The 20,023-nt window shown below is 66.8% G+C and carries 19 protein-coding genes and 1 riboswitch; of the genes, 6 read left to right on the forward strand and 13 right to left on the reverse strand.

Annotated features, from left to right (window positions below; genetic code table 11):
- Positions 1-362 precede the first annotated feature (362 nt).
- Positions 363-1,049 (forward strand): response regulator, encoded by a 687-nt coding sequence (locus AC1DOQ_RS23675; RefSeq protein ID WP_477369759.1) that lies wholly within the window; start codon positions 363-365, stop codon positions 1,047-1,049.
- 15 nt (positions 1,050-1,064) lie between these two features.
- On the opposite strand, the gene AC1DOQ_RS23680 is transcribed toward AC1DOQ_RS23675, so the two are convergent.
- From AC1DOQ_RS23680 to AC1DOQ_RS23695, 4 genes are all read right to left on the reverse strand, one after another.
- Complete coding sequence (locus AC1DOQ_RS23680; RefSeq protein WP_477369762.1) at positions 1,065-1,811, reverse strand: SDR family oxidoreductase; 747 nt, start codon at positions 1,809-1,811, stop codon at positions 1,065-1,067.
- Between the two features lie 18 nt (positions 1,812-1,829).
- Positions 1,830-2,504: a hypothetical protein gene (locus tag AC1DOQ_RS23685; RefSeq protein ID WP_477369765.1), complete on the reverse strand. Its 675-nt coding sequence runs from the start codon at positions 2,502-2,504 to the stop codon at positions 1,830-1,832.
- A 2-nt stretch (positions 2,505-2,506) separates the two neighbouring features.
- Positions 2,507-3,376, reverse strand: a complete 870-nt coding sequence (locus AC1DOQ_RS23690) for a MipA/OmpV family protein (protein ID WP_477369768.1) — start codon at positions 3,374-3,376, stop codon at positions 2,507-2,509.
- 62 nt (positions 3,377-3,438) lie between these two features.
- On the reverse strand, positions 3,439-4,665 hold the full coding sequence (locus AC1DOQ_RS23695; RefSeq protein ID WP_477369771.1) for a hypothetical protein: 1,227 nt from the start codon (positions 4,663-4,665) through the stop codon (positions 3,439-3,441).
- Between the two features lie 212 nt (positions 4,666-4,877).
- On the opposite strand from AC1DOQ_RS23695, the gene AC1DOQ_RS23700 reads away from it, so the two are divergent.
- A complete protein-coding gene (locus tag AC1DOQ_RS23700) occupies positions 4,878-6,194 on the forward strand; it encodes an ATP-binding protein (RefSeq protein WP_477369774.1) in 1,317 nt (438 codons plus the stop codon).
- A 71-nt stretch (positions 6,195-6,265) separates the two neighbouring features.
- Here AC1DOQ_RS23700 and AC1DOQ_RS23705 read toward each other — a convergent pair whose 3' ends face one another.
- The 4 genes from AC1DOQ_RS23705 to AC1DOQ_RS23720 form a co-directional block, all read right to left on the reverse strand.
- A complete protein-coding gene (locus AC1DOQ_RS23705; RefSeq protein ID WP_477369777.1) occupies positions 6,266-6,940 on the reverse strand; it encodes a thiol:disulfide interchange protein DsbA/DsbL in 675 nt (224 codons plus the stop codon).
- Positions 6,941-7,041: 101 nt separating this feature from the next.
- On the reverse strand, positions 7,042-7,380 hold the full coding sequence (locus AC1DOQ_RS23710; protein WP_477369780.1) for a hypothetical protein: 339 nt from the start codon (positions 7,378-7,380) through the stop codon (positions 7,042-7,044).
- The gene (locus AC1DOQ_RS23715) at positions 7,377-8,039 is read right to left on the reverse strand and encodes a thiol:disulfide interchange protein DsbA/DsbL (protein WP_477369782.1); all 663 of its coding nucleotides are present in this window, start codon (positions 8,037-8,039) and stop codon (positions 7,377-7,379) included. The genes AC1DOQ_RS23710 and AC1DOQ_RS23715 overlap by 4 nt, the downstream gene beginning before the upstream one ends.
- Before the next feature lie 402 nt (positions 8,040-8,441).
- On the reverse strand, positions 8,442-10,379 hold the full coding sequence (locus tag AC1DOQ_RS23720; RefSeq protein ID WP_477369785.1) for a TonB-dependent receptor: 1,938 nt from the start codon (positions 10,377-10,379) through the stop codon (positions 8,442-8,444).
- A 76-nt stretch (positions 10,380-10,455) separates the two neighbouring features.
- A riboswitch (cobalamin riboswitch) is annotated at positions 10,456-10,748 on the reverse strand.
- Between the two features lie 140 nt (positions 10,749-10,888).
- Between AC1DOQ_RS23720 and AC1DOQ_RS23725 the strand changes: the two genes are divergently transcribed.
- The 4 genes from AC1DOQ_RS23725 to AC1DOQ_RS23740 all read left to right on the forward strand — a co-directional run bounded on the left by AC1DOQ_RS23725 (position 10,889) and on the right by AC1DOQ_RS23740 (position 15,462).
- Entirely contained in the window at positions 10,889-13,114 is a 2,226-nt protein-coding gene (locus AC1DOQ_RS23725) for a M1 family metallopeptidase (RefSeq protein ID WP_477369788.1), read from the forward strand.
- Entirely contained in the window at positions 13,111-14,043 is a 933-nt protein-coding gene (locus AC1DOQ_RS23730; RefSeq protein ID WP_477369791.1) for a hypothetical protein, read from the forward strand. Before AC1DOQ_RS23725 ends, AC1DOQ_RS23730 begins: the two co-directional genes overlap by 4 nt.
- 184 nt (positions 14,044-14,227) lie before the next feature.
- Positions 14,228-15,049, forward strand: coding sequence for a DODA-type extradiol aromatic ring-opening family dioxygenase (locus AC1DOQ_RS23735; protein ID WP_477369794.1), 822 nt, complete (start codon positions 14,228-14,230; stop codon positions 15,047-15,049).
- Between the two features lie 2 nt (positions 15,050-15,051).
- Complete coding sequence (locus tag AC1DOQ_RS23740; RefSeq protein ID WP_477369795.1) at positions 15,052-15,462, forward strand: GNAT family N-acetyltransferase; 411 nt, start codon at positions 15,052-15,054, stop codon at positions 15,460-15,462.
- A gap of 16 nt (positions 15,463-15,478) precedes the next feature.
- Here AC1DOQ_RS23740 and AC1DOQ_RS23745 read toward each other — a convergent pair whose 3' ends face one another.
- The 5 genes from AC1DOQ_RS23745 to AC1DOQ_RS23765 are packed head-to-tail and all read right to left on the reverse strand — an operon-like array spanning position 15,479 to position 19,852.
- The gene (locus AC1DOQ_RS23745) at positions 15,479-16,090 is read right to left on the reverse strand and encodes a pyridoxamine 5'-phosphate oxidase family protein (RefSeq protein WP_477369798.1); all 612 of its coding nucleotides are present in this window, start codon (positions 16,088-16,090) and stop codon (positions 15,479-15,481) included.
- A complete protein-coding gene (ylqF, locus tag AC1DOQ_RS23750) occupies positions 16,090-17,037 on the reverse strand; it encodes a ribosome biogenesis GTPase YlqF (protein ID WP_477369801.1) in 948 nt (315 codons plus the stop codon). Before ylqF ends, AC1DOQ_RS23745 begins: the two co-directional genes overlap by 1 nt.
- A 30-nt stretch (positions 17,038-17,067) precedes the next feature.
- Positions 17,068-17,685 (reverse strand): hypothetical protein, encoded by a 618-nt coding sequence (locus tag AC1DOQ_RS23755; protein ID WP_477369804.1) that lies wholly within the window; start codon positions 17,683-17,685, stop codon positions 17,068-17,070.
- Positions 17,686-17,694: 9 nt separating this feature from the next.
- Positions 17,695-18,987 carry a choice-of-anchor X domain-containing protein gene (locus AC1DOQ_RS23760; RefSeq protein WP_477369807.1) on the reverse strand — a complete coding sequence of 431 codons (1,293 nt, stop codon included), beginning with the start codon at positions 18,985-18,987 and terminating at the stop codon, positions 17,695-17,697.
- Positions 18,977-19,852 (reverse strand): hypothetical protein, encoded by an 876-nt coding sequence (locus tag AC1DOQ_RS23765; RefSeq protein ID WP_477369810.1) that lies wholly within the window; start codon positions 19,850-19,852, stop codon positions 18,977-18,979. The genes AC1DOQ_RS23760 and AC1DOQ_RS23765 overlap by 11 nt, the downstream gene beginning before the upstream one ends.
- Between the last annotated feature and the right edge of the window lie 171 nt (positions 19,853-20,023).

Here is a 20,023-nt window from a genome sequence, read left to right on the forward strand (position 1 = left end):
TGCTGGCCTGGCAGTGCGGGCAACAGAGCGGCGCGGCGGGTTGTTCGACGATCTCGAGCACGCGGTCGAGGCCGGCCGCCGATTGCAGTAGTGCCAGCAGGCGGTCGCGTTGCCGCCGGGTCAGACTGGACAGGCGTTGCAGGAACTGTTCGAACTGCCGTGCTTGCATTGGGCCTCCGTCAACGGTTCAGGTCGACATTGGACCGCAGGCTTACGGAAAAGATTCCACACTTGGCGCGAACAGCGCCTTTTCATTTACCACCCCGCTTTTGTCGCGAAACTGTATCAATTTGTCCAGCTACGACGGTAAATCTGCCTCTTTGATATTTGCTCTTATACAATCACGGCTCAAGGAGAACATCATGTATCGCGTACTGTTGGTCGAAGACGATCCGCGCCTGGCGGAACTGGTCACGGAATACCTGTCCGGCTATGAATTTTCGGTCGAGCTCGTCACTCGGGGCGATACCGCGCTCGAACATTTCAAGGAAAAGCAGCCCGACATCGTCGTGCTCGACCTGATGCTGCCCGGCATGGACGGCATGGTGGTGTGCCGCCAGATCCGCGAACAGTCCGATGTGCCGATCCTGATCCTGACGGCGCGCGAAGACACCTACGACGAAGTCTCGGGCCTGGAACAGGGCGCGGACGACTTCGTCAACAAGCCGGTCCAGCCGCGCGTGCTGCTGGCCCGCCTGCGCGCCCTGCTGCGCCGCACCCAGACCAAGGCGGTGCCGGATACCCGGGTGCTGGAATTCGGCCAGTTGCGCATCATGACCAACGACCGCAGCGTCACCTGGCGCGGTCTGCCATGTGTGCTCAGCAATACCGAGTACAAGCTGCTGCTGGTGCTGGCCGAGGCGTCCGGCCGCGTGCTGTCGCGCGACGAACTGCTCAAGAAGATGCGCGGCATCGAGTTCGACGGCCTGGACCGCAGCATCGACAACTGCATCTCCAAGCTGCGCAAGAAGTTCGACGACAACCTCTCCGAAAAGATCAAGACCGTGTGGGGCGAAGGTTACCTGTTCTCGCCCTCGGCCTGGAACTGACCTGCCCCGAGGCGTTCACCTTCCGCCGGATACGTCGATGAAGCTACCGGTGGTATAGGTGGCTTCATCGGACAGCAGCCACACGATGGCGCGCGCCACCTCGATCGCTTCCCCTCCCCGCCCCATCGGCACCGAGCCCTGCAGGCGCGCGATGCGTCCCGGTTCGCCGCCGCTGGCGTGCATTTCCGTATCGATCAAGCCGGGGCGCACGCCGTTCACGCGGATGCCCTCGTTCGCCACTTCCTTCGACAAGCCGATCGTCAGCGCATCCAGCGCCGCCTTCGAGGCCGCATAGTCGACGTATTCGCCGCTCGAGCCCAGCACCGCGGCGCGCGAAGAGACGTTGACGATCGCGCCGCCGCTGCCGCCATGCTTCGTCGACATGCGCAGCACCGCTTCGCGCGCGCACAGGAAGCTGCCGGTCACGTTGGTGGCGAGGATGCGCCCGATGCGCGCCGCATCCATCTGCTCGACCCGCATCTGGCGCGCCAGGATGCCGGCATTGTTGACCAGGCCGTCGAGGCGGCCGCAGCGCTGGTCGAGCGTGGCGAACATGCGCAGCACATCGTCTTCCCGGGCGACGTCGGCCTGCACGGCGAAGGCGCTGCCGCCGGCTTCCTCGATAGTGCGCACGATGGCGGCGGCGGCCTCGCCGTCGGCACGGTAGTTGATGGCGACTTGCCAGCCGCGTTCGGCAGCCAGGATGGCGCAGGCGGCGCCGATGCCGCGGCTGGCACCGGTGATGAGTAGTGTCTTGGTCATGCCGCAAGAATAACGCGGCTATTCGAAGATGGGAAGGATGGCCAGCGGGGCGTTATAGGTGGCGACCTGGCCGCGCTCGGCGCCGCCGCCGAAGCGCCAGCTGACGACCGGGAAGCCGTCCTCGGCCTCGGCAGTCACCGGCAGCGCCTGCTCGGTGCCGTCCGGGCGGCGCAGGCGGGCGCCGGCTTCGGCCTTCTTCGCGAACACGAAACGCACGCCGGCGCACTGGCGCGAGCGCTGGGAGGCGTCGACGTAGCGTGCGAAATCCAGGGCCTGGGCGCAGGCGCCGCGCAGCTCGGCCACGTCGTAGACGCCGTCGGCCCGCGCCGCGATCGACACCTGCGGGCGCAGGGTGAAGGCAAGGCCCTTGCGGTTCAGGCTCAGCGAGGCGTTCTCGTCGTAGGCGGCTTTCTGCAGGGGGAACACGGTGCGTCCCAGCGGATCGAGCGGCAGGTTCAGCTGGGTCGACCTGCCGGCCAGGTTCAGTTGCAGCCCTTCGGCGAGGGCGCCGCGCTCCCTGGGCAGCACTTGCAGCTGGTTCACCAGCAGGTTTTTCGGGCCGCCGTATTTGTCGAACACGACCATGGCCCGGTAGGCGTCCCGGTAGCTCACGGCATCCTGCGCCTGCGCGCCGACCGAACCGGCCGTCAGCAGCAGGGCAAGGGATGCGATGAGTTGTCGGGCGGGACGCATCGTCAGAATCGATAGGCGAAGGCGGTCGAAACCGTCAGGTTGGTGGGCCGCTGGGTAAGCGGGCTATGGCTGGCGTCGCCCAGCAGGCGTTTGGCCTGCAGGTTCGAGGTCAGCATCCAGGACGGGCTCAGCACCCAGTTCCAGCGTACGGAAGCGTGCACGTCCTGCAGGCCGCCGCCCGGCTGGTAGGCGCCGAAGCGGCTGCGCATGGCTTCCGCCACGGTGACGCCGAAATAGGTTTCGTTGTACTGGCGGTTGACCAGGCCCACGCCGGCCGTCAGCGACACGCGGTGACGGCTGCCGGCGGCCAGGGCCAGGCGCTGGACGTTCAGCTCGAGGCGCGCGCCGTCATGGTCGCGGCCGGCGCCGACCAGCAGGCTGGACGTCAGGCGCCACTGCGGGTCGAGGTAGACATTGTAGAATCCGCCGAACTGAAGGCGCGCACCGATCTCGTCCATGCCGGCCAGGCGGCCGGTCATGAACATCGCCTTCTCGCCGGCTGCCGGGCCGATCAGCCCGTTCATCCCGACGCCGCCGACCTCGACCCTGGTGCCCGACTCGTCACGGCCGGGCTGGACCGCCAGAAGCGGGCCGTACTCGACGGTGGGCGATCCGGACAGGTGCATGCCGGCGCTCATCCCGGAAATGAAAATGCCGTTGCTCCATTCGACCTGGAGCACCGGCAGTGCGGACAGCTTGCGGCTTCCCGAACCCTCGTAGCGCGGCGCCGACTGGGCGCCCAGGCCCACGTACATGTCGCGGCTGCCGTCCGGCATCGGATTGACGGCCGGCGTCTGGGCGTGCGCCGCCCCGCCAGCCAGCGATCCCGCCAGTGTGCCAATACTCAGAACGAGGAAGAGAAGCTTGTTCATAGGGTGAGTAAGGATTCAGGAAGACAACATTCTACGTGCTTGTCTTCCTGCGTCCCACATCTTCACTGTCCCTGCACGACTTCTGTCGCAAATTCGACCGGCAGGTCGCTGCGCTCGATGGCGACCAGGTGGGCCGGCGAGGTCACGACCATGGCGCACATCACGCCAGGCGGTGGATGCCGGTCGACTTTCTGGACCGTGAGCTTGCCGGCGTCGCGGATGATCTTCGCGATCGAGGTCGAGTAGCAGGGGTTGGTGTAGCCCATGAAGACCCCGACCACCATCGTAGTGCTGAAGTCGACCGGCGGCACCGGCTGGTCCGGCGCGTGGTAGCGCCACAGCAGGGCCCAGGCGTCGGCATCCTTGACGACCACCGTGCGGGCTTCCTCCACCTTCGACTGGCTGGTCTGGCTGATGGTCTTGAACGGGATCTCATTGGCGGAGGCGGCGACGAACTCGACCGGGATATCGCTGCGCTCGATCGCCACCACCTGCATCGCCTGGGTGAGGACGGCCGGGCAGACGTCGAAGGTCTGCAGCTCGCGCTCGTCGACCTCGACCTTGATGGTGGCCGTGCCGGCGGTCACGCGCGGGATCGAGATCGTGTGGCAGCCGCTGCTAGAGGCGCCGGCGAACACGCCGACCAGCATCTTGTTGGCGAAATCGACGGGCGGCAGCGCCGGGACCGGCGTGCGGCCGGCGACGTGCTCGTTCCACAGGCGGCCCCAGGCAGCTTCGTCCTTGATGACGACATACTTCTTCGCGCTTACGCCGGAGAAGCTGTCCTTGGCCACGCGCTCGAAGGGGATCTGGGTGCCGGCCGTCGGCACGAAGCTGACCCGTTCGACCTTGTGGGCGCTGCCCAGGCCGAGGTCGGGCTTGTCGAGGTTCTGGATGATGGTCTCGAACAGCGTGCGTGCGGCACTGTCCTGGCAGGTGGTGCGCGCACCGGCGAAGGTGTCGCCGTGGGTGCACAGCACGGTGTCCGGCTTGTCGCCGTACAGCACCTGTTCATAGGAAGCATCGGCACAGTAGCCGGCGTGGTCCCACAGGACCTGCTTGCCGTCGATGACGTAGAGGCGGTTGCGGGTCTCGTTACAGCTCGCCTCGCGTGCACGGGTGATGAAGTCGCCCAGCGCCAGGGTCGGGGCCGGTTCGCCCACTGCCACACCCTGGCTGGCCTGGCCTGCCTGGCGGTCGGATTGCGTACCGGAACCGCCGCCGCAACCGGCCAGTCCCGCCAGAAGCGCGCCGGCGACCGGCAGCGCAAACATCGCACGTCCAAACATGCTTCCCTCTCCCGGAATAAAAAAGGCCCACCGTCACTCGCGCATCAGGTGGGCCAAACGGAAAAACCTGATGAGTAGCGATCCTACGCAGGACATGCAAGCAAATCCCCCTCGATATGTCCGGCTTTTGTCTGAAGTTTGTAAAACATGGTTTTTTTGATCATTGCTCCTATACAATTTCGCCTCATGAGCATGACGACCTGCCCGGCAGCGTGAACCGCCTCTTCTTCCGTTTCTTCATCCTGGTCATGCTGTCGATCACGGCAGCGACTTTCGTCGTGTATTTCGTCTTCACGCGCCTGTTCGGCGATCCCTTCGAAGACATCGCGCGGCGCCAGGCCTCGGCCCAGATCTTCCTGCTCGAACAATACGTGGACCAGGCGCCCGCCGACGAATGGCTGGGGCGCCTGAACAAGGTGCGCGAAGTATCGACGACGCAGTTCGACCTGATCCCGCTCGACCAGGCGCGCCAGGCCCTGCCCTACGGCAGCCGGGCGGCCTTCGAGCGCGGCGAGCTGGTGCTCGACCCCAGCCATAAAACCTTCTTCCGCCGGGTCGACCTGGCCGGCAATCGCTATATCGGCAGCAACGAAGAAGCGGTGCGCGCTTCCCGCCTGCCGGTTGACCTCGGCCAGGCCCTGCTGATGGAACTGGTGCGCTACGTGGTGGTGGCGCTGGCGCTGCTGGTGCCGATCGCGCTGTGGTCGCGCTCGCACTGGCAGGGCCTGCAGATGCTGGCGCGGGTGGCCGACGAGTTCGGCGCCGGCCAGCTGTCGGCGCGCGCGCAGATGAAACCCTCGGACGCGGCCTGGCCGCTGGCCCAGCGCATCAATGCGATGGCCGGACGCATCCAGGGATTATTGGAATCGCAGAAGAACCTGCTGCACTCGGTGTCGCACGAATTGCGCACCCCGATCGCGCGGCTGGAGTTCGGGCTCGAGCTGCTGGCCGACAATGCCGGCGACCCGGCGGTGTCGAAACGAGTCGCCGCCATGCACGGCGACCTGGCCGAGCTGAACGAGCTGGTGAACGAATTGCTGTCGATGAGCAAGCTGGACAACGCGACCGAACCGCAACGTGCCCTGTTCGAGGTCGAGCCGGTGCTGCGCGAGTGCGCCGAGGGCCTGCACCCGCCGCCGGCCGAGCTGCAGGTCGAACTCGGCGCCAAGCTGGGCAGCGTCGACGGCGACCGCCGCCTGCTGGCGCGTGCGGTGGGCAACCTGTTGCGCAATGCCCAGAAATATGCCGCGCATACGGTGGCGCTGAGCGCCCGCCGCGATGGCGGCCTGCTGCGGATCCTGGTCGACGACGACGGTCCCGGCATTCCCGAGGAAGAACGGGAACGCGTCTTCGAGCCCTTCTACCGCCTCGACCGCAGCCGCGACCGCGCCACCGGCGGCTTCGGACTAGGGCTGTCGATCGCGCACAAGGCGGTCAGGCTGCATGGCGGCACCTTGCGGGTGGAGCGATCGCCGCTGGGTGGGGCGCGGTTTACGATCACCCTTCCCGACGGCGTGCTGACCGGCTGACAAGACCCGCATGGCGGCGTTGCATCGGCTCGCCCTGAGGGCCTTGTCAGCCGGTCAGATCTTGGCTGAGCTTATTTGCTCTGCAGCGCCTTGGCGACCAGGGCGTCGGCCACCTGCAAGGTGGCCTGGAACATTTCCTGCGGATTGTTGGTCTTCAGGCTGGTGTTGACTTGCCCCGGCGAGGTCACGTAGCGGCCGTCGATGACCAGGGTCGGCACCGTCTCGACCTTATAGGCGCCCAGCACGCGGTCCAGTCCGCGCAGGCGGGCTTGCACGCCGAAGGAATTCCAGGCGTTCAGGAAAGTCGCGCGGTCGATGCCGTTCTTCGAGACCCAGTCGATGATGGGGCCGTCCTGGTTCAGGCGGATGCGCTGCTTGTGGACGGCATCGAAGACCTTGCCGTGCATCTCGTCGAGCTTGCCCAGCGCTTCCAGGGTCAGGAACAGGTGGGCTTCCGGATCGTTGGCGCCCGTGAATGGCATGTGGATGCGGCGCACCTGGATGCGGTCGCCCTGCTTTTTCACCCATTCCTCGAAGCCCGGCTCGAGGCCATTGCACACCGGGCAGTGGTACATGAAGAACTCGATCACCTCGACCTTCTTGCCGCTGGCCTGCACCGGCTGAGGCTGGGCGAGGGTCGTGTAGTCGATGCCGTTTTGCGGATTCGCCGGCGATGCGAAGGCCGGGATGGCGACGGCGGTGGCGGTGGCGAGCAGGCAGGCGGCGGCAAGACGCAGTAGGCGCATGGACAATTCCCCTTGTGGTTATCGGTATTGTCTAGCTTACCATTCTTTCCGGCAAAAAAAATCCCGCCTGGGTAGCGGGATTCCTGGAGAAACCTGAAGAATCAGCGGCGGCGCGCCGGCGTTTCCGGCGGCCGTTCCGGCTTCAGGTGGCTCATGCCGTACCACAGATGCTCCCAGAAGTGCGGACGCGAGTCCACGGTCAGCAGGCAGCGGCGGTCGATCTCCCCTTTGAACAGGGGATCGGCACACTTGTTCGTCATCAGCGCATAACGCTGGTTTTCGGCATTCACGAGGGCGATGCAGAGCCAGAAGACCAGGCCGACCAGGACCGCCACCAGGGCCCAGACCCAGTGGAGGTAATACCTGGTGTCGTACAAGTCCTCGTCTTCCGGCTTGGACTTGTCATAGATCTTCAGGATCTTGCCTTCGGCATCGCTCATTTCGATTTGGCTGCCTTCGCGACCAGTGCATCCATGACCTGCAGGGTGGCCTGGAACAGCTGGGGTTCGTTACCCGTCTTGACCGAATTGTAGACCGTCGCCGGCGAAGTCTGGTACTTGCCGTCGATGACGACGGTCGGCGCGCCATCGACCTTGTAGGCATCGACGACTTGCGACAGGCGGCGCAGCTTGGTCATCACACCGAAGGAATTCCAGGCGTTGGTGAAGGTTGCGCGATCGATGCCGTTCTTCGAGGCCCAGTCGATGACGGTGGCGTCGTCCTTCATGCGGATGCGGTCCACGTGGATGGCCTTGAACACCTTGGCGTGCATCTCGTCGACCTTGCCCAGCGCTTCCAGCGTCAGGTAGAGGTGGGCTTCCGGATCGTTGGGGCCGCTGGCCGGGATGTGCACGCGCTTCAGGACGATGTTATCGCCCTGCCTTTTGACCCACTGTTCGAACTGCGGTTCCAGCGCATTGCAGTGCGGGCAGTGGTACATGAAGAACTCGATCACCTCGACCTTCTTGCCGGCGGCCTGCGTCGGCTGCGGCTGAGCGAGCGTCACGTACTCGACGCCGTTCTTCGGATCGGTCGGCGAGGCGAAAGCGGTGCTGACGACGAGGCTGGCGGCAAGCAGGGCAAAACGGAGGGAACGCATAAGTATCCTTCTAGTGTAGGTTGTGCAAACGACCGCGAGATTACCACTTTTTCGCCCGCCAACCTTAGCCCCCGCTTATTTTTTGCACCCCTTACCGCTTGTTACACCCTCGGGCATGAGTCGGGGTTAATTCAGGGTCAGTAATTCGGGGTCAGAGCACATTTCCGACAAAATTCGGGGTCAGAGCACATTTCGGTAATTCGGGGTCAGAGCACATTTCCGACAAAATTCGGGGTCAGAGCACATTTCGGTGCAATCGACTGCTGGAAACGAAAGCAGCGGGCGGCGCTACTTCAGCGCCGCGAGCCTCGCCTTCGGCAGCGCGAGACAGCGCCGTAAGGGTCAGCCGGAAAATCGCTCTGACCCCGAATTTGCAGCAAAAATCGCTCTGACCCCGAATTATCAGAAGTCGTAGCGGGCTGACAGTTTCAGCTGGCGGCCGTCGCTCGGGTAGATGCCGGACTGGCAGCCGTAGGCGTTGCTGAAGTAGTGGCGGTCGGCCAGGTTGAGGCCGTTGACGGCGACTTCCCACGGGCCCAGCTTGACGGCGTAGCGCGCGTCGAAGGTCACGTAGGACGGCATGCGGGCGGCACAGCGGTTGTCGAAATCGCTGCCGTAACGCTGGCTGTCGACCCATTGCGCGCCGAAATCGGCGGTCTGGCCATTGCCCGGCAGCCATGCCAGGCGGGCCGTGAGCACGTTCTTCGGCACCAGCACCAGCTCGCGGCCGGCGTTCGGGCCGTCCGTGAACTTGGCGTTGACGTGCTGCAAGTGGGCGGTGGCGCGCCAGGCGGGGGCCAGCTGGGCTTCGGCATCGATCTCGAAGCCCTGGCGGCGCGTCGGGTCGAGGTTGGTGTTGGCGAAGGCGGTCGGGTCGTAGAAGATCTCGTTGTCCAGCTTGTGGCGGAACACGCGCGCGCTCAGCTTGCGCAGCTCGTCGCCCCAGCTGGCGCCGAATTCCAGGTCGTGCGAGGTCTGCACCTTCAGCAGGCTCAGGCTGGTGCGGAAGCTGTTCTCGTCGACGTTGGCCACACGGTAGCTCTGCCCCGCCCGCGCCGTCAGTTCCAGTTGCGGCAGCACGCGATAGCTGCCCTGCGCCTCCCAGGCGTTCTGGGCTTGCGAGCCGTTGTCGGCCGCGCCGCCGGCCATCGCGTCGACGTAATCCTTGTCGAAGATCTCGCGGCGTGCGCCCAGCGCCACGCGGCCGTCGTGGGCCGGGTCGAAGCGCAGCTCGTCGCGCATGTAGACGGCCTTCGATTTCTGGCTGGCGTCGGCCAGCGAGAAGTCGGACGTGGTCTTGCGCTTCCAGTCGATGACGTCGATGCCGGCCACGAGTTCATTCAGCATGCCAGCGCCGATGTCATGCAGCCAGCGCGCACGCGGCGAGAACTGGTTCTGGCGGCCCTTGTAATGCGTGACCGATGCCGACGAACCGAAGTAGTAGTTCGAGTCGGCTTCGCGTTCGCGGTGCGACAGTTCGGCCGCCAGGTCGACCGCGCCCAGGCGGTATTCGGCGTAGGCGTTGACGCGGTCGGTATCGAGTTTGCCGAAGTCCCTCGGCGTCTTGGTATCGGTCGGATCGGCCTGGAACTCGGCCAGGGTCAGCGAACCCGGGAAGCGCTGGTCCTGGCGCGCGCTTTCCATGCGCACGCCGGCGCGGCCGCCCGAGTACGTGAGCTGCAGCCCGGCGGACACGCTGTTCTGGATAAAGTTACTGTTGTCACGGTAGTTGTCGTTGTCCTGGCGCGCCACGGCCACGTCCGCGCTGATATTGCCGGCCACGTGCGACAGGGAAGCGCGCACGTCGCGCTCACGGAATTGCCCGGCTTCGGCGAAAACCGAGCCGTGCGTGCCCGGCTGGGCCGAGCGGCGGGTGATGATGTGGATGATGCCGCCGGTCGCGCCCTCGCCGTACAGCACGCTGCTGCCGCCGCGCGTGATCTCGATGCGCTCCACGGTGTCGATCGGGATCGTCGACAGGACCGAGCTGGTCAGCTCATTCTCGTTCAGGCGCACGCCGTCGACCATGATCACCATGTTCTGCGCGCCATTGGTGCCGAAGCCGCGCAGGTCGAGCGCGAAGTCCGGCGAGGAATCCAGGCTCTGGCGGCCGAACACGCCGCCGATCTTGCGGATCGCCTGGTTGACGTCGTTGACGCCGGCTTCGCGGATCTCGTCCTGGGTGATGACGGTCGCGCCGATCGGCTGCAGCGCCTCGTTGCTGGGAAAACGCGAGCCGGTGATGACGACGGTGCTGGGCAGCGCTTCGTCGGCCTGGGCGGCAAAAGGAATGGAAAAGGCAATGGCGCAGGCCAGCGCGAGCGGCTTTTTGGAGTTCATCGATTATTCAGTGTTCGATCGTTAGGCCGGCGCGCGTCCCCGCACACCGGCTCGTCACGGAAGCGCGGCACAGTGCCCGCTTCCCCCTGTCCTGGCCGGTATCCGGGCTAGCAAGACAGACCGCTCCACCTTCCTGCAAGAGCGTCCTACAAAGCCTGGGGCGGTGTTGCATCGCCTTGCCCTAGGCTCTGTAGGACGCTCTTGAACGCAGTGGTGATTGGAGCGGCCAGCCGCCATCAAGGCGGCGCTTGTTTACCGTTGCGGGGGCAGCACACGTTGGCGCGGCGCCGGGGGCGCCTGCGCTCCGTGTTTCCCGTTTAACTGCACGCATAGACCATGCGTGCGGGCACCAGAACCGGCGAATTATAAACCTAATAAGCAACAACTCTGCCGTCCGGGGGCGATTTCGGCGCCGTTTGTAGCGATCTGTGAGATTTAAAGCAAGGTTTTCGCATATAGTGTGAACACAAATACAACTTAATAAACAATCCATCCTTGGGGGTCTTTGCATGAGATTGGGTTCCACACTATTGCGCACGGGTGCGGCGGCCGTCCTGCTGGCGGCGGGAGTGGCGGTCACCGCCGACCTGCTGGCGGGGCCGGACCAGGCAGCGCCCGCACCCGCCGCGGCCGGCACGCCGGCGCCTTCGCCCGACGGCATTCCGCTGGCGGCGCCGAACGCAGCCGCCGTCACCGTGGCAAGCGCAGCAAACGCCTGGGGCGGCATCCGCACCGGGCTCGAGACGACGCTGTCCGACCGCGTCGTCCACTACGACATCGACGCCACCCTCGACCCGGTCAAGCACACCGTGACGGGCCGCGAAAAACTCACCTGGCGCAACCGCAGCAGCGTGCCGGTGAAGAGCGTCTACGTCCACCTGTACATGAACGCCTTCGAAGGCGCCGGCAGCACCTTCTTCACCGAGAAGCGCCAGCGCGACACCGCCTTCCGCTCCGGCGTCGACATCAAAGAGGGCGAATGGGGCCACATCGCGCTGCGCAGCGTGACCCAGGGCGACGCCACCGTGCCCTGGACCTTCGTCCATCCGGACAACGGCCCGGCCACCGACCATACCGTGGTGCGCTTCGACCTGCCCGCCGCGGTGGCGCCGGGCGCCTCGACCACCTTCGACATCGACTTCCACACCCAGCTGCCGCGCGTGATGGCGCGCACCGGTTACTTCGGCACTTTCCACCTGATGGGCCAGTGGTTCCCGAAGATCGGCGTGCTGGAACTGCCGGGCGAACGCGGCGCCACCACGCCGCGCTGGAACGCCCACGAGATGCACCTGAACTCGGAGTTCTACGCCGACTTCGGCAGTTTCGACGTGCGGCTGACGGCGCCGAAGGACTACACGATCGGCGCCACCGGCGAGCTGCAGGGCGCACCCGTCGAACAGCACGGCATGCTGACCCACCGCTACGTGCAGGGCGACGTCCACGACTTCGCCTGGACCGCGGACAAGCGCAGCGCGAGGCCGATGGTCGAGACCTGGACCGGCCCGGGCAGCCCGAACGTCACCGTCACCGTGCTGTATCCGCCCGAGTACGCGGCCAGCGCCGCGCCGGCCATGAAGGCGGCCAAGGATTCGCTGAGCTATTTCTCGAACACCCTCGGCCCCTACCCCTACAAGACCCTCACCGTGGTGATCCCGCCGCACAACGCGGAAGAAGCCGGCGGCATGGAGTATCCAACCTTCTTCACGGCCGAAGGCTATGCGAAGGTCGAGCCGGACCTCGCCAGCCAGTACCTGCTGGACTTCGTCACCATCCACGAATTCGGCCACGGCTACTTCTACGGCATCCTGGCGAACAACGAGTTCGAGGAACCGGTGCTGGACGAAGGCCTGAACGAGTACTGGGACCTGCGCATGATCCGCGACCGCGGCCAGAAGATCCATGCCGGCACGCCGTTTACCCGCAGGCTCGGCATCAAGCCGGCCTTCGACGCCTTCGCGGCCGAGCGCATGGGCACGCCGCGCAGCGACCCGGCCGACGCGCCGGGCCAGAACGCCTACGACCGCCTGCAGGACATCGGCCCGGTCTACAGCCGCACCGCGACCCTGATGCGCGACCTCGAGGCGCGCGTCGGCAAGGAGCCGATGGAGCGCGCCTTCAAGGAATACTACCGGCGCTGGAAGTTCCGCCACCCGGGCACCGCCGACCTGCGCGAGACGCTGGCCGAAGTGACCGGGCAGCGCGCCGCCGTCGAATCGGTATTCGCCCGGCAGGTGTATGCGGCGACCAAGGTCGACGACCGCATCGCCGACTTCAGCAGCCGCGAACAGCTGCCGCTGCCGGGCACGCGCCAGGCCGGCAGCGGCTGGGTCGAGGACAAGCAGGCCGACCTCGACAAGCGCATCGAGAAGGCGCGCGAAGCCTGGGCCAAGGCGAATCCGAAGGCGAAGGAGGGCCTCGGCCCCTACCCCTTCCGCACCGAGGTCCTGCTGCGCCGCTACGGCGCCGCAGTGCCGCAGACCCTGGTCGTGAAGTTCGCCGACGGCAGCACGGAAACCGTGCGCTGGGACGCCGACGAGAGCTGGCACAAGTTCAGCTGGGTCAAGCCGGCGCGCGCCGTCTCGGCCGAACTCGATCCCCAGCGCCTGCACTACCTCGACGCCAACAAGCTGGACGACAGCCGCATCCTCAAGGCCGACGCCAGCGCCGCACGCCGCTGGGGCATGGACGCGTCCTCCTTCATCGAATACCTCCTCAGCCTGATCGCGACCGTATGATGAACACCGACCAGACCCTCGACTCGCCCTCCCTGGCGCCGCAGAACGCCGGCGCGCGCCGCCGCCATGGCCTGCGGCCCCTGTTCGGCGCCATGCGCGCCGCGTTGCAGTGGCGCCTGCTGCTGTGGTGGGCGCTGCTCCTGCTGCTGCCGACCATCGTCGCCAGCCTGCCGGTGTGGCAGATGCTGGGCGCGAGCCTCGACCATTCCGTCCATGCGGCCCAGCTGGCGGAGAAGCTCGACATGATCGCGATCGCCGACCTCGCGGGCAGCGTGCGCGATCGCTTCGCCGCGGCGATCGGCGCCGGCGGCATCGTCGCGCTCGGCCTGACCCTGCTGCTGTCGCCGCTGCTGGCGGGAATGAGCATCCACGCGGCGCGGGCGCCGCGCCGCCCCGGCATGATCGACTTGCTGGCCGGCGGCGCCCAGGAATACGCGCGCATGTTCCGCATGATGGTGTGGAGCGTGTTCCCCCTCCTCATCGTGGGCATCGTGGCCGGCATCGCCTTCAAGGTGGCCGGCAAGACCGCCGAGACTGCGATCCTCGAAAGCGATGCCGAACATGCTTCGCACCTGGCGCTGACCGCCACCGCGGTGGTGTTCGTGCTGGTGCACGCCACCATCGACGCCGGCCGCGCCCTGCTGGCCAACGAACGCCGGCGCCGCTCGGCCATCGTGGCCTGGTGGGGCGGCGTGCGGCTGATGCTGCGCCGGCCCTTCTCGCTGCTGGGCGTGTACCTGATCGTCACCGGCATCGGCCTGGTCCTGGCCGCGCTGCTGGCGGCCGTGCGCGTGCAGGTGCCGGCGCTGGGCGCCGGCGGCACCATCGGCGCGGTCCTGCTGGCCCAGCTGGCGGTGCTGGTGCTGGGCTGGATGCGCAGTGCGCGGCTGTTTGCGATGATGGCGCTGGTGCGGGCTCGTCCGCAGTGAGCTAGCGCTAAACCGTCGTCCCCGCGCAGGCGGGGATCCAAGTTTGCGTGAGCCGTCGTAACGCTAGCAGAACTTGGGTTCCCGCCTTCGCGGGAACGACGTGTAACATTTGGCGGGAACGACGTACGGAAGTTGCGCGGATCGGCTACCATTGCGGCTTCATCGCCGCACCTCAGGAGCCCCCATGCCCACCCGCCTACCCACCTATTTCGTCTCGCACGGAGGCGGCCCCTGGCCCTGGATGAAGGCCCAGTACGGCGGCGTCTACGACCGCCTCGAAGCCTCGCTGGTCGACATGAAGCGCCAGGCCGGCGAGCGGCCGAAGGCGGTGCTGGTGGTGACCAGCCACTGGGAGACCGAACAGTTCATGGTGTCGAGCAATCCGGCACCCGGCATGATCTACGACTACGGCGGCTTCCCGCCGCACACTTACCAGATCCAGTACCCGGCGCCGGGTGATCCTCGGCTGGCCGCCCGCGTGGCCGACCTGCTCACCGCCGCCGGCCATCCGGCCGCCCTGGATCCGGAGCGCGGCTTCGACCACGGCACCTTCTCGATGCTCTACCCGGTCTATCCGGAAGCCGACATGCCGGTGGTGCAGCTGTCGATCCGCCACGGCTACGACCCGGCCGTGCACCTGGCCGCCGGCCGCGCGCTGGCGCCGCTGCGCGACGAGGGCGTGCTGATCGTCGGCAGCGGCCTGTCCTTCCACAACCTGCGCCAGTTCGGCCCCGGCGGCGCGCTGGCTTCGCATGCCTTCGACACCTGGCTGCAGCACGTGCTGCTGGAACTCTCGCCCGCCGACCGCGAACAGGCCCTGCTGGACTGGAGCGAAGCGCCCTACGCGCGCCATGCGCATCCGCGCGAAGACCACCTGGTGCCGCTGTGGGTGGCGCTGGGCGCGGCCGAGCAGGAACAGGCCGCCTGCGTCTATCACGAGGAGAGCTTCTTCGGCGCGCTGACGGTGTCGAGCTTCCGCTTCGGGACGGCGCCGGGAGAAGGCTGAGCATGGGCGGCAATTTCACCGTCTCGAATACGGTGCTCGACGCCGAGCTGCGGCAGATCCACCGCTTCCTGGCCGCAGAAGCCTACTGGTCGAAAGGCATATCGCTCGACGCCGTCCGCAAGGCGCTGGCCAACTCGCTGTGCTTCGTGGCCCGTCTCGACGGCGAATTCGCCGCGTTCGGCAGAGTCGTCACCGACCTGGCGTCCTTCGGCTACCTGAAGGACATCTTCGTGCTGCCGGAACACCGCGGCCGCGGCCACGGCAAGCTGCTGGTCGCCGCCATGCTCGAGCGGCTCGAACAGGAAGGCGTGGGCACGCTGATGCTCACGACCGCCGATGCGCACGGGCTGTACCGCCGCTTCGGCTTCGAACCGGTCGGCGATTCGCCCAGCCTCATGCGCCGGGCCGGCTGAATCGACAGGGCTGACCCTACAGATCCGGCGCGTAGCGGCGCTCCATCTCTTCCTGCGTCTCGACGGGGCCGGCGATGCCGGTCTGTTCCGCGATCATTTGTCCCATGGGCGGCAGCATGCTGCGCGGCACCTGGCTTGCTGGCTGCCACAGTCCCGAGCGCATGAACGCCTTCGCACAGTGCAGATAGGCTTCCTCGACCGCTATCCGGATGACCAGCTTCGGCGTCCTGCGATCGTCGGCGCAGGCCGCCAGTTCGCCGGCATCGACCGACAGCACGGCCTTGCCGTTGACCCGCAGGGTTTCATTGATTCCCGGGATCATGAACAGCAGACCAGCCTGTCCGGTGCCGATCACATTGCCCAGGGAATCGAGCCGGTTGTTACCCGGGGAATCCGGGATCAGCAGGGTGTGCGCATCCCGGACCTTCACGAATCCCGGCGCCCCGCCGCGCGGCGAGGCGTCGGCCCTGCCATCCGCACTGCTGGTGGCCAGCACCACGAAGGGCGACAGCGCGATGAAGCGGGCGCAGTGGGCGTCCAGATGCCTCAGCTGCTTGAGGACTGCGCGGCCGGCGGGTTCGGGATACAGCTCGCGCAGGGCTGCGAGGGACCTGATGGACGCGCCCATCAAGTGCCGCGCTTGCCGCGCGCCGCTTCTTCCGCCTTGCGCGCGGCCTTCTCGGCGGCGATGCGCGCCTTTTCTTCCATGTCGATGCGGTGCTGCTCGAGCGCCGCCGCGCGGGTCGTCGGCGTCTCCAGGCTGATGCGGCCCAGCGCGCCCTGGCGGTAATCCTGCAGCAGCACGTGGGCCGCCTTTTCGTAGTCGTAGTCGCCGCCGCGCACGCGGAAGCCGCGCCGCGCGGCCACGCCCTCGATCACGCCGAAGCCGTCCATGCCCTCGGTCTTGAGGCCGTAGCGCGCCGCCAGCAGCTGGGGATAGCGCTGCAGCAGCAGCCCGCCCAGGAACTCGGCCACTTCTTCCTCGATCACGGCATTGGTGCCGACCGCGTGGCTGGCGGCCAGCATCAGGCCGTCGCTGTCCATGGCGATCTTCGGCCACAGCATGCCGGGGGTGTCGACCAGCACCGTGAACTTGTCCAGGTAGATCTTCTGCTGGGCCTTGGTGACGGCCGGTTCGTCGCCGACCTTGGCCACGCGCTTTTTCAGCAGCGCGTTCATCAGGGTCGATTTGCCGACGTTCGGGATCCCCATGATCATGATGCGCAACGGCTTGGTCGGCACGCCGCGGTGCGGGGCCAGCGCCTTGCACAGTTCCGGAATGCGCGCCACGTCGGACGGCTTCTTGGTCGTCATCGGATAGGCGCTCACGCCTTCCTGGGCGTCATACCAGGCGGCCCAGGCGGCGGTCGCCACGGGGTCGGCCAGGTCGGTCTTGTTCAGGACCTTCAGGCAGGGACGGTTGCGGAACTTGCGCAACTCCTCGACCATCGGGTTGCTGCTCGCCTCCGGCAGGCGCGCGTCAAGGACCTCGATGACCACATCGGTGTTTTCCATCTGCTCCGCAGCCTGCTTGCGGGCAGCGGCCATGTGGCCCGGGAACCATTGAATCGACATACTTATTCTCAATAATCTGCGTACAAGGCGCTATTTTACGCTGGAGAAGCCCGCGAGCTCATGTTCGCTGAAGCTCGGGTTCGCCACGGCCTGGCGCAGCAGCTCGGCGACATCGCCGTGGCGCAGCAGGGCCAGGTCGGCGCGCTGGCGTCCGAGCGCGCGCTGGATCAGGGGGTGGGCCAGCAGCCTGGCCTCCTTTTTCGGGGTATCCGGGACCACGCCGGTGAGCCGGATCGCGGCCTGGTCGGCGCAGTCGTACTCGCGCGCCACCGCCCACTCGGCCTGGGACGGCTCGTCCACCAGCAGGCAGCGGATCGCATAGGCCAGCGAGGCCAGCGCATCCTCGGCGATCTGCGCCAGCAGGCCGCCCTCCACTTCCGGGCCCGGGATCATGGCCATGACTTCGTCGAGGATGGCCGGCCAGGGCTGCTGGCCGGGGTCGCCGGTCAGGATGGCTTGCCACAGCTCGGCGATGATCTCGCGCGCGCGGCCCTCCTTGCCGGTGGACTGTATCGAAGCGAAGCGCTCGCAGGCCGGCATGAGCCGCGTGGCGGCCGCCGCCGCGCAGGCCTGCCGCGCCGCCGGCGGCAGCGCCGCCAGGGCACTCAGTTGAAATTGCTTGTCGTAGCTGAACGTCGAATCTGCCATTGGCACATTCTATCGCGCTACCGGCTTGGGGGCACACTCGCTCGGCGGCGCCGACTGGCTGGGGTCGAAGGCTTCCAGTTCGTTCTTCGCCAGCTTGACGTCCTTGGCGAACTCGGTCAGGTAGCGGCTGCGCTCCTCGCTCTGCCATTCCGCGTCCGAAAAGCCCTTCAGCGGATGGTTCCTGCTGGTGAAGACCCTGCCTTCCAGGCGAGGCATCAGGGCGCGGTCGGGGTCCGTGTTTTCCTTCAGCAGATAGCCGTCGACGTCGCGCAGGGTCAGCGGCAGGGCCGCGTCCTGGTCGCGCATCAGCTTGCCGAACATGGTCAGCCTGACCTCGTTGGGACCGGGGCCGAGCAGCTCGTTGAAGGTCAACAGGGCGAAGGGCCTGCCGCGCGCATCGTCGACCCGGCCGCTGATGATGTAGCGCCCCGGCATGCGCACCTCGACCGGGAGGATGAAGCTGAGCGAGCCGTTCTCGACCGCCTCGCGGACCTGGCCGGTCCAGACCGCCGGCAGCTCGGGCGTGTAGATCACGTCGAACACCACCATGCCATTCTTGCCGTTGACGTTATAGCTGACCTGGGTGCGGATGGTACCGTTGAAGCCGGCCAGGCCGGTCTGCGCGGGCGCCAGCACGCCGGCGAAGGCGCCGTCGTTCGGCACCGGGTCGGCGCCGCTGCCGTCGTCGGCGAAGGGAATGCTCACCTGCGGCGTCTGGCGCGCGCCGGCATAGGTGATGCCCTGGCTGACCGCGCGCGTGACCACCAGCGGCAGCACCCGGTTCGAGGCATCCACGGCGCGCAGCGAGAAGGCCACCGCCTCGTTGGCCGCCATATAGACCCGCGACTGCGAGGTCTGCAGCAGCACGCCGCGGTCCGCGCCGCCGCCCTGCAGGCGCATCGGGTTCATGTCGGTGACCGGCGCGTTCGGCTGGTTCTGGTCGGCGTTCTCCGCGATCGGGCGCGAGCCCACCGGGTACTGGCTGCTCTCGCGGTAGCTGCAGAAGGTGTGGTCGGCCAGCCGGTAATTCTCGAGCAGCTGGCGGCGGCGCTGGCCGCGTTCGTCGACCGCCGGCAGGCCCCGCTCGTCCACCGGCTGGAAGAAGGGCCGGCCCTGCGGCGCCGGGGCCTGGGCCGCGGTGGCGACGGGTGCCGGGCCGCCATGGCCCATCAGGCTCCAGACCAGCGCGGCCAGCACCGCCAGCGCCACGGCCGGCAGCGCCAGCCGGCGCAGCCAGGGCCGCGGCGCGGACCGCGGCTTCGCCGGCCGGCGTTTTTTCTCCGGTGGCTTGTCAGAGCGCACTGTTCACCATCGCACTTCGGACGACGGAAACGATGCCGGCCCAGTTCCCGCTCGTGTAGTGGTTATAGGCTTCGTTGTCGTCCCGGAAGGACACCGAGTGGTAGCTCCACTTGGCCGAGCCGCCTTCGTTGGCGGCGCTGCCGAGGGTCAGGTCGTTGCACAGCCAGTCGCTGGGGTTGCAGTAGGAACCGCCCGAACTGCCCGAGACCCCGCCCGAGCTGTGGTAGGCGACCGCCTCGTCGTCCTGGCCGGGCAGGATGCCCGAGTAGGCCGTGCCCTTGGCGCCGGCATACATGTAGAACCAGATGCTGCGCGTGGTGTTGTGGTTGTACATGGCGCGCGCGGTGGCGGTCTTGAGGTCCTGGGTGAGCGGGTCGGAGACCGCCCAGGAGCCGTAGTCGGCCAGTTCCGAGCCGCCGCCGGCGCCGGAAGCGGCGCGCACCCACTTGATGTTCCAGCCGGTCTGCGAAGTGCCGTCCGCATTCCCGCAGACGCCGGAGGAATTCGCCACCGCGTTCTTCTTCATGCGCGCCGAGCCGCCGTAGTTGGCCAGCACATAGCCCATCATCAGGTCGCCGGCGCTGTGGGTCGCGATATAGCACCAGTTGTTCCCGGTGCAGAAGCAGTCGAGGGCATCGCGGATGTGGCCGCTCTGCGAGGAGATGCTGTTGTAGCCGTCCCAGTTGACGGCCTTCTTGTTGACGCCCGCCGCCGTCGACGACGGGCCCCAGTAGGTGAAGCTGTTGTAGTCGCCGATCGTACCGCCGCCCGTGCGGCCGTTGATCCATAACGTGTAGTTGGTTGCCGATGCCAGTCCCGCTACCGCGAACAGGCACACTGCCAGTATCGTGCGTATCAGTCTCATCTTTTCTCCACTCGTTCGTTATCGTCGTTGGATTACGTGTGCTGCCCACCCGGCCGTACGCAAAAAAGCGCACGACCGTGCGGGAGCCGAGTCGAATGTAGATGGGACATATGTACAAGTCAATTACCGCGCGAGCCAAACTGCCGAGTGTGGCGAAAATGGCCTCATTTC

It is taken from the genome of Massilia sp. 01N417 (assembly GCF_056399645.1).

Coding starts and splice junctions, on each gene's coding strand:
- AC1DOQ_RS23675 (WP_477369759.1), top strand. CDS start 363: ATGTATCGCGTACTGTTGGTCGAAGACGATCCGCGCCTGGCGGAACTG.
- AC1DOQ_RS23680 (WP_477369762.1), bottom strand. CDS start 1,811: ATGACCAAGACACTACTCATCACCGGTGCCAGCCGCGGCATCGGCGCC.
- AC1DOQ_RS23685 (WP_477369765.1), bottom strand. CDS start 2,504: ATGCGTCCCGCCCGACAACTCATCGCATCCCTTGCCCTGCTGCTGACG.
- AC1DOQ_RS23690 (WP_477369768.1), bottom strand. CDS start 3,376: ATGAACAAGCTTCTCTTCCTCGTTCTGAGTATTGGCACACTGGCGGGA.
- AC1DOQ_RS23695 (WP_477369771.1), bottom strand. CDS start 4,665: ATGTTTGGACGTGCGATGTTTGCGCTGCCGGTCGCCGGCGCGCTTCTG.
- AC1DOQ_RS23705 (WP_477369777.1), bottom strand. CDS start 6,940: ATGCGCCTACTGCGTCTTGCCGCCGCCTGCCTGCTCGCCACCGCCACC.
- AC1DOQ_RS23710 (WP_477369780.1), bottom strand. CDS start 7,380: ATGAGCGATGCCGAAGGCAAGATCCTGAAGATCTATGACAAGTCCAAG.
- AC1DOQ_RS23715 (WP_477369782.1), bottom strand. CDS start 8,039: ATGCGTTCCCTCCGTTTTGCCCTGCTTGCCGCCAGCCTCGTCGTCAGC.
- AC1DOQ_RS23720 (WP_477369785.1), bottom strand. CDS start 10,379: ATGAACTCCAAAAAGCCGCTCGCGCTGGCCTGCGCCATTGCCTTTTCC.
- AC1DOQ_RS23725 (WP_477369788.1), top strand. CDS start 10,889: ATGAGATTGGGTTCCACACTATTGCGCACGGGTGCGGCGGCCGTCCTG.
- AC1DOQ_RS23730 (WP_477369791.1), top strand. CDS start 13,111: ATGATGAACACCGACCAGACCCTCGACTCGCCCTCCCTGGCGCCGCAG.
- AC1DOQ_RS23735 (WP_477369794.1), top strand. CDS start 14,228: ATGCCCACCCGCCTACCCACCTATTTCGTCTCGCACGGAGGCGGCCCC.
- AC1DOQ_RS23740 (WP_477369795.1), top strand. CDS start 15,052: ATGGGCGGCAATTTCACCGTCTCGAATACGGTGCTCGACGCCGAGCTG.
- AC1DOQ_RS23745 (WP_477369798.1), bottom strand. CDS start 16,090: ATGGGCGCGTCCATCAGGTCCCTCGCAGCCCTGCGCGAGCTGTATCCC.
- ylqF (WP_477369801.1), bottom strand. CDS start 17,037: ATGTCGATTCAATGGTTCCCGGGCCACATGGCCGCTGCCCGCAAGCAG.
- AC1DOQ_RS23755 (WP_477369804.1), bottom strand. CDS start 17,685: ATGGCAGATTCGACGTTCAGCTACGACAAGCAATTTCAACTGAGTGCC.
- AC1DOQ_RS23765 (WP_477369810.1), bottom strand. CDS start 19,852: ATGAGACTGATACGCACGATACTGGCAGTGTGCCTGTTCGCGGTAGCG.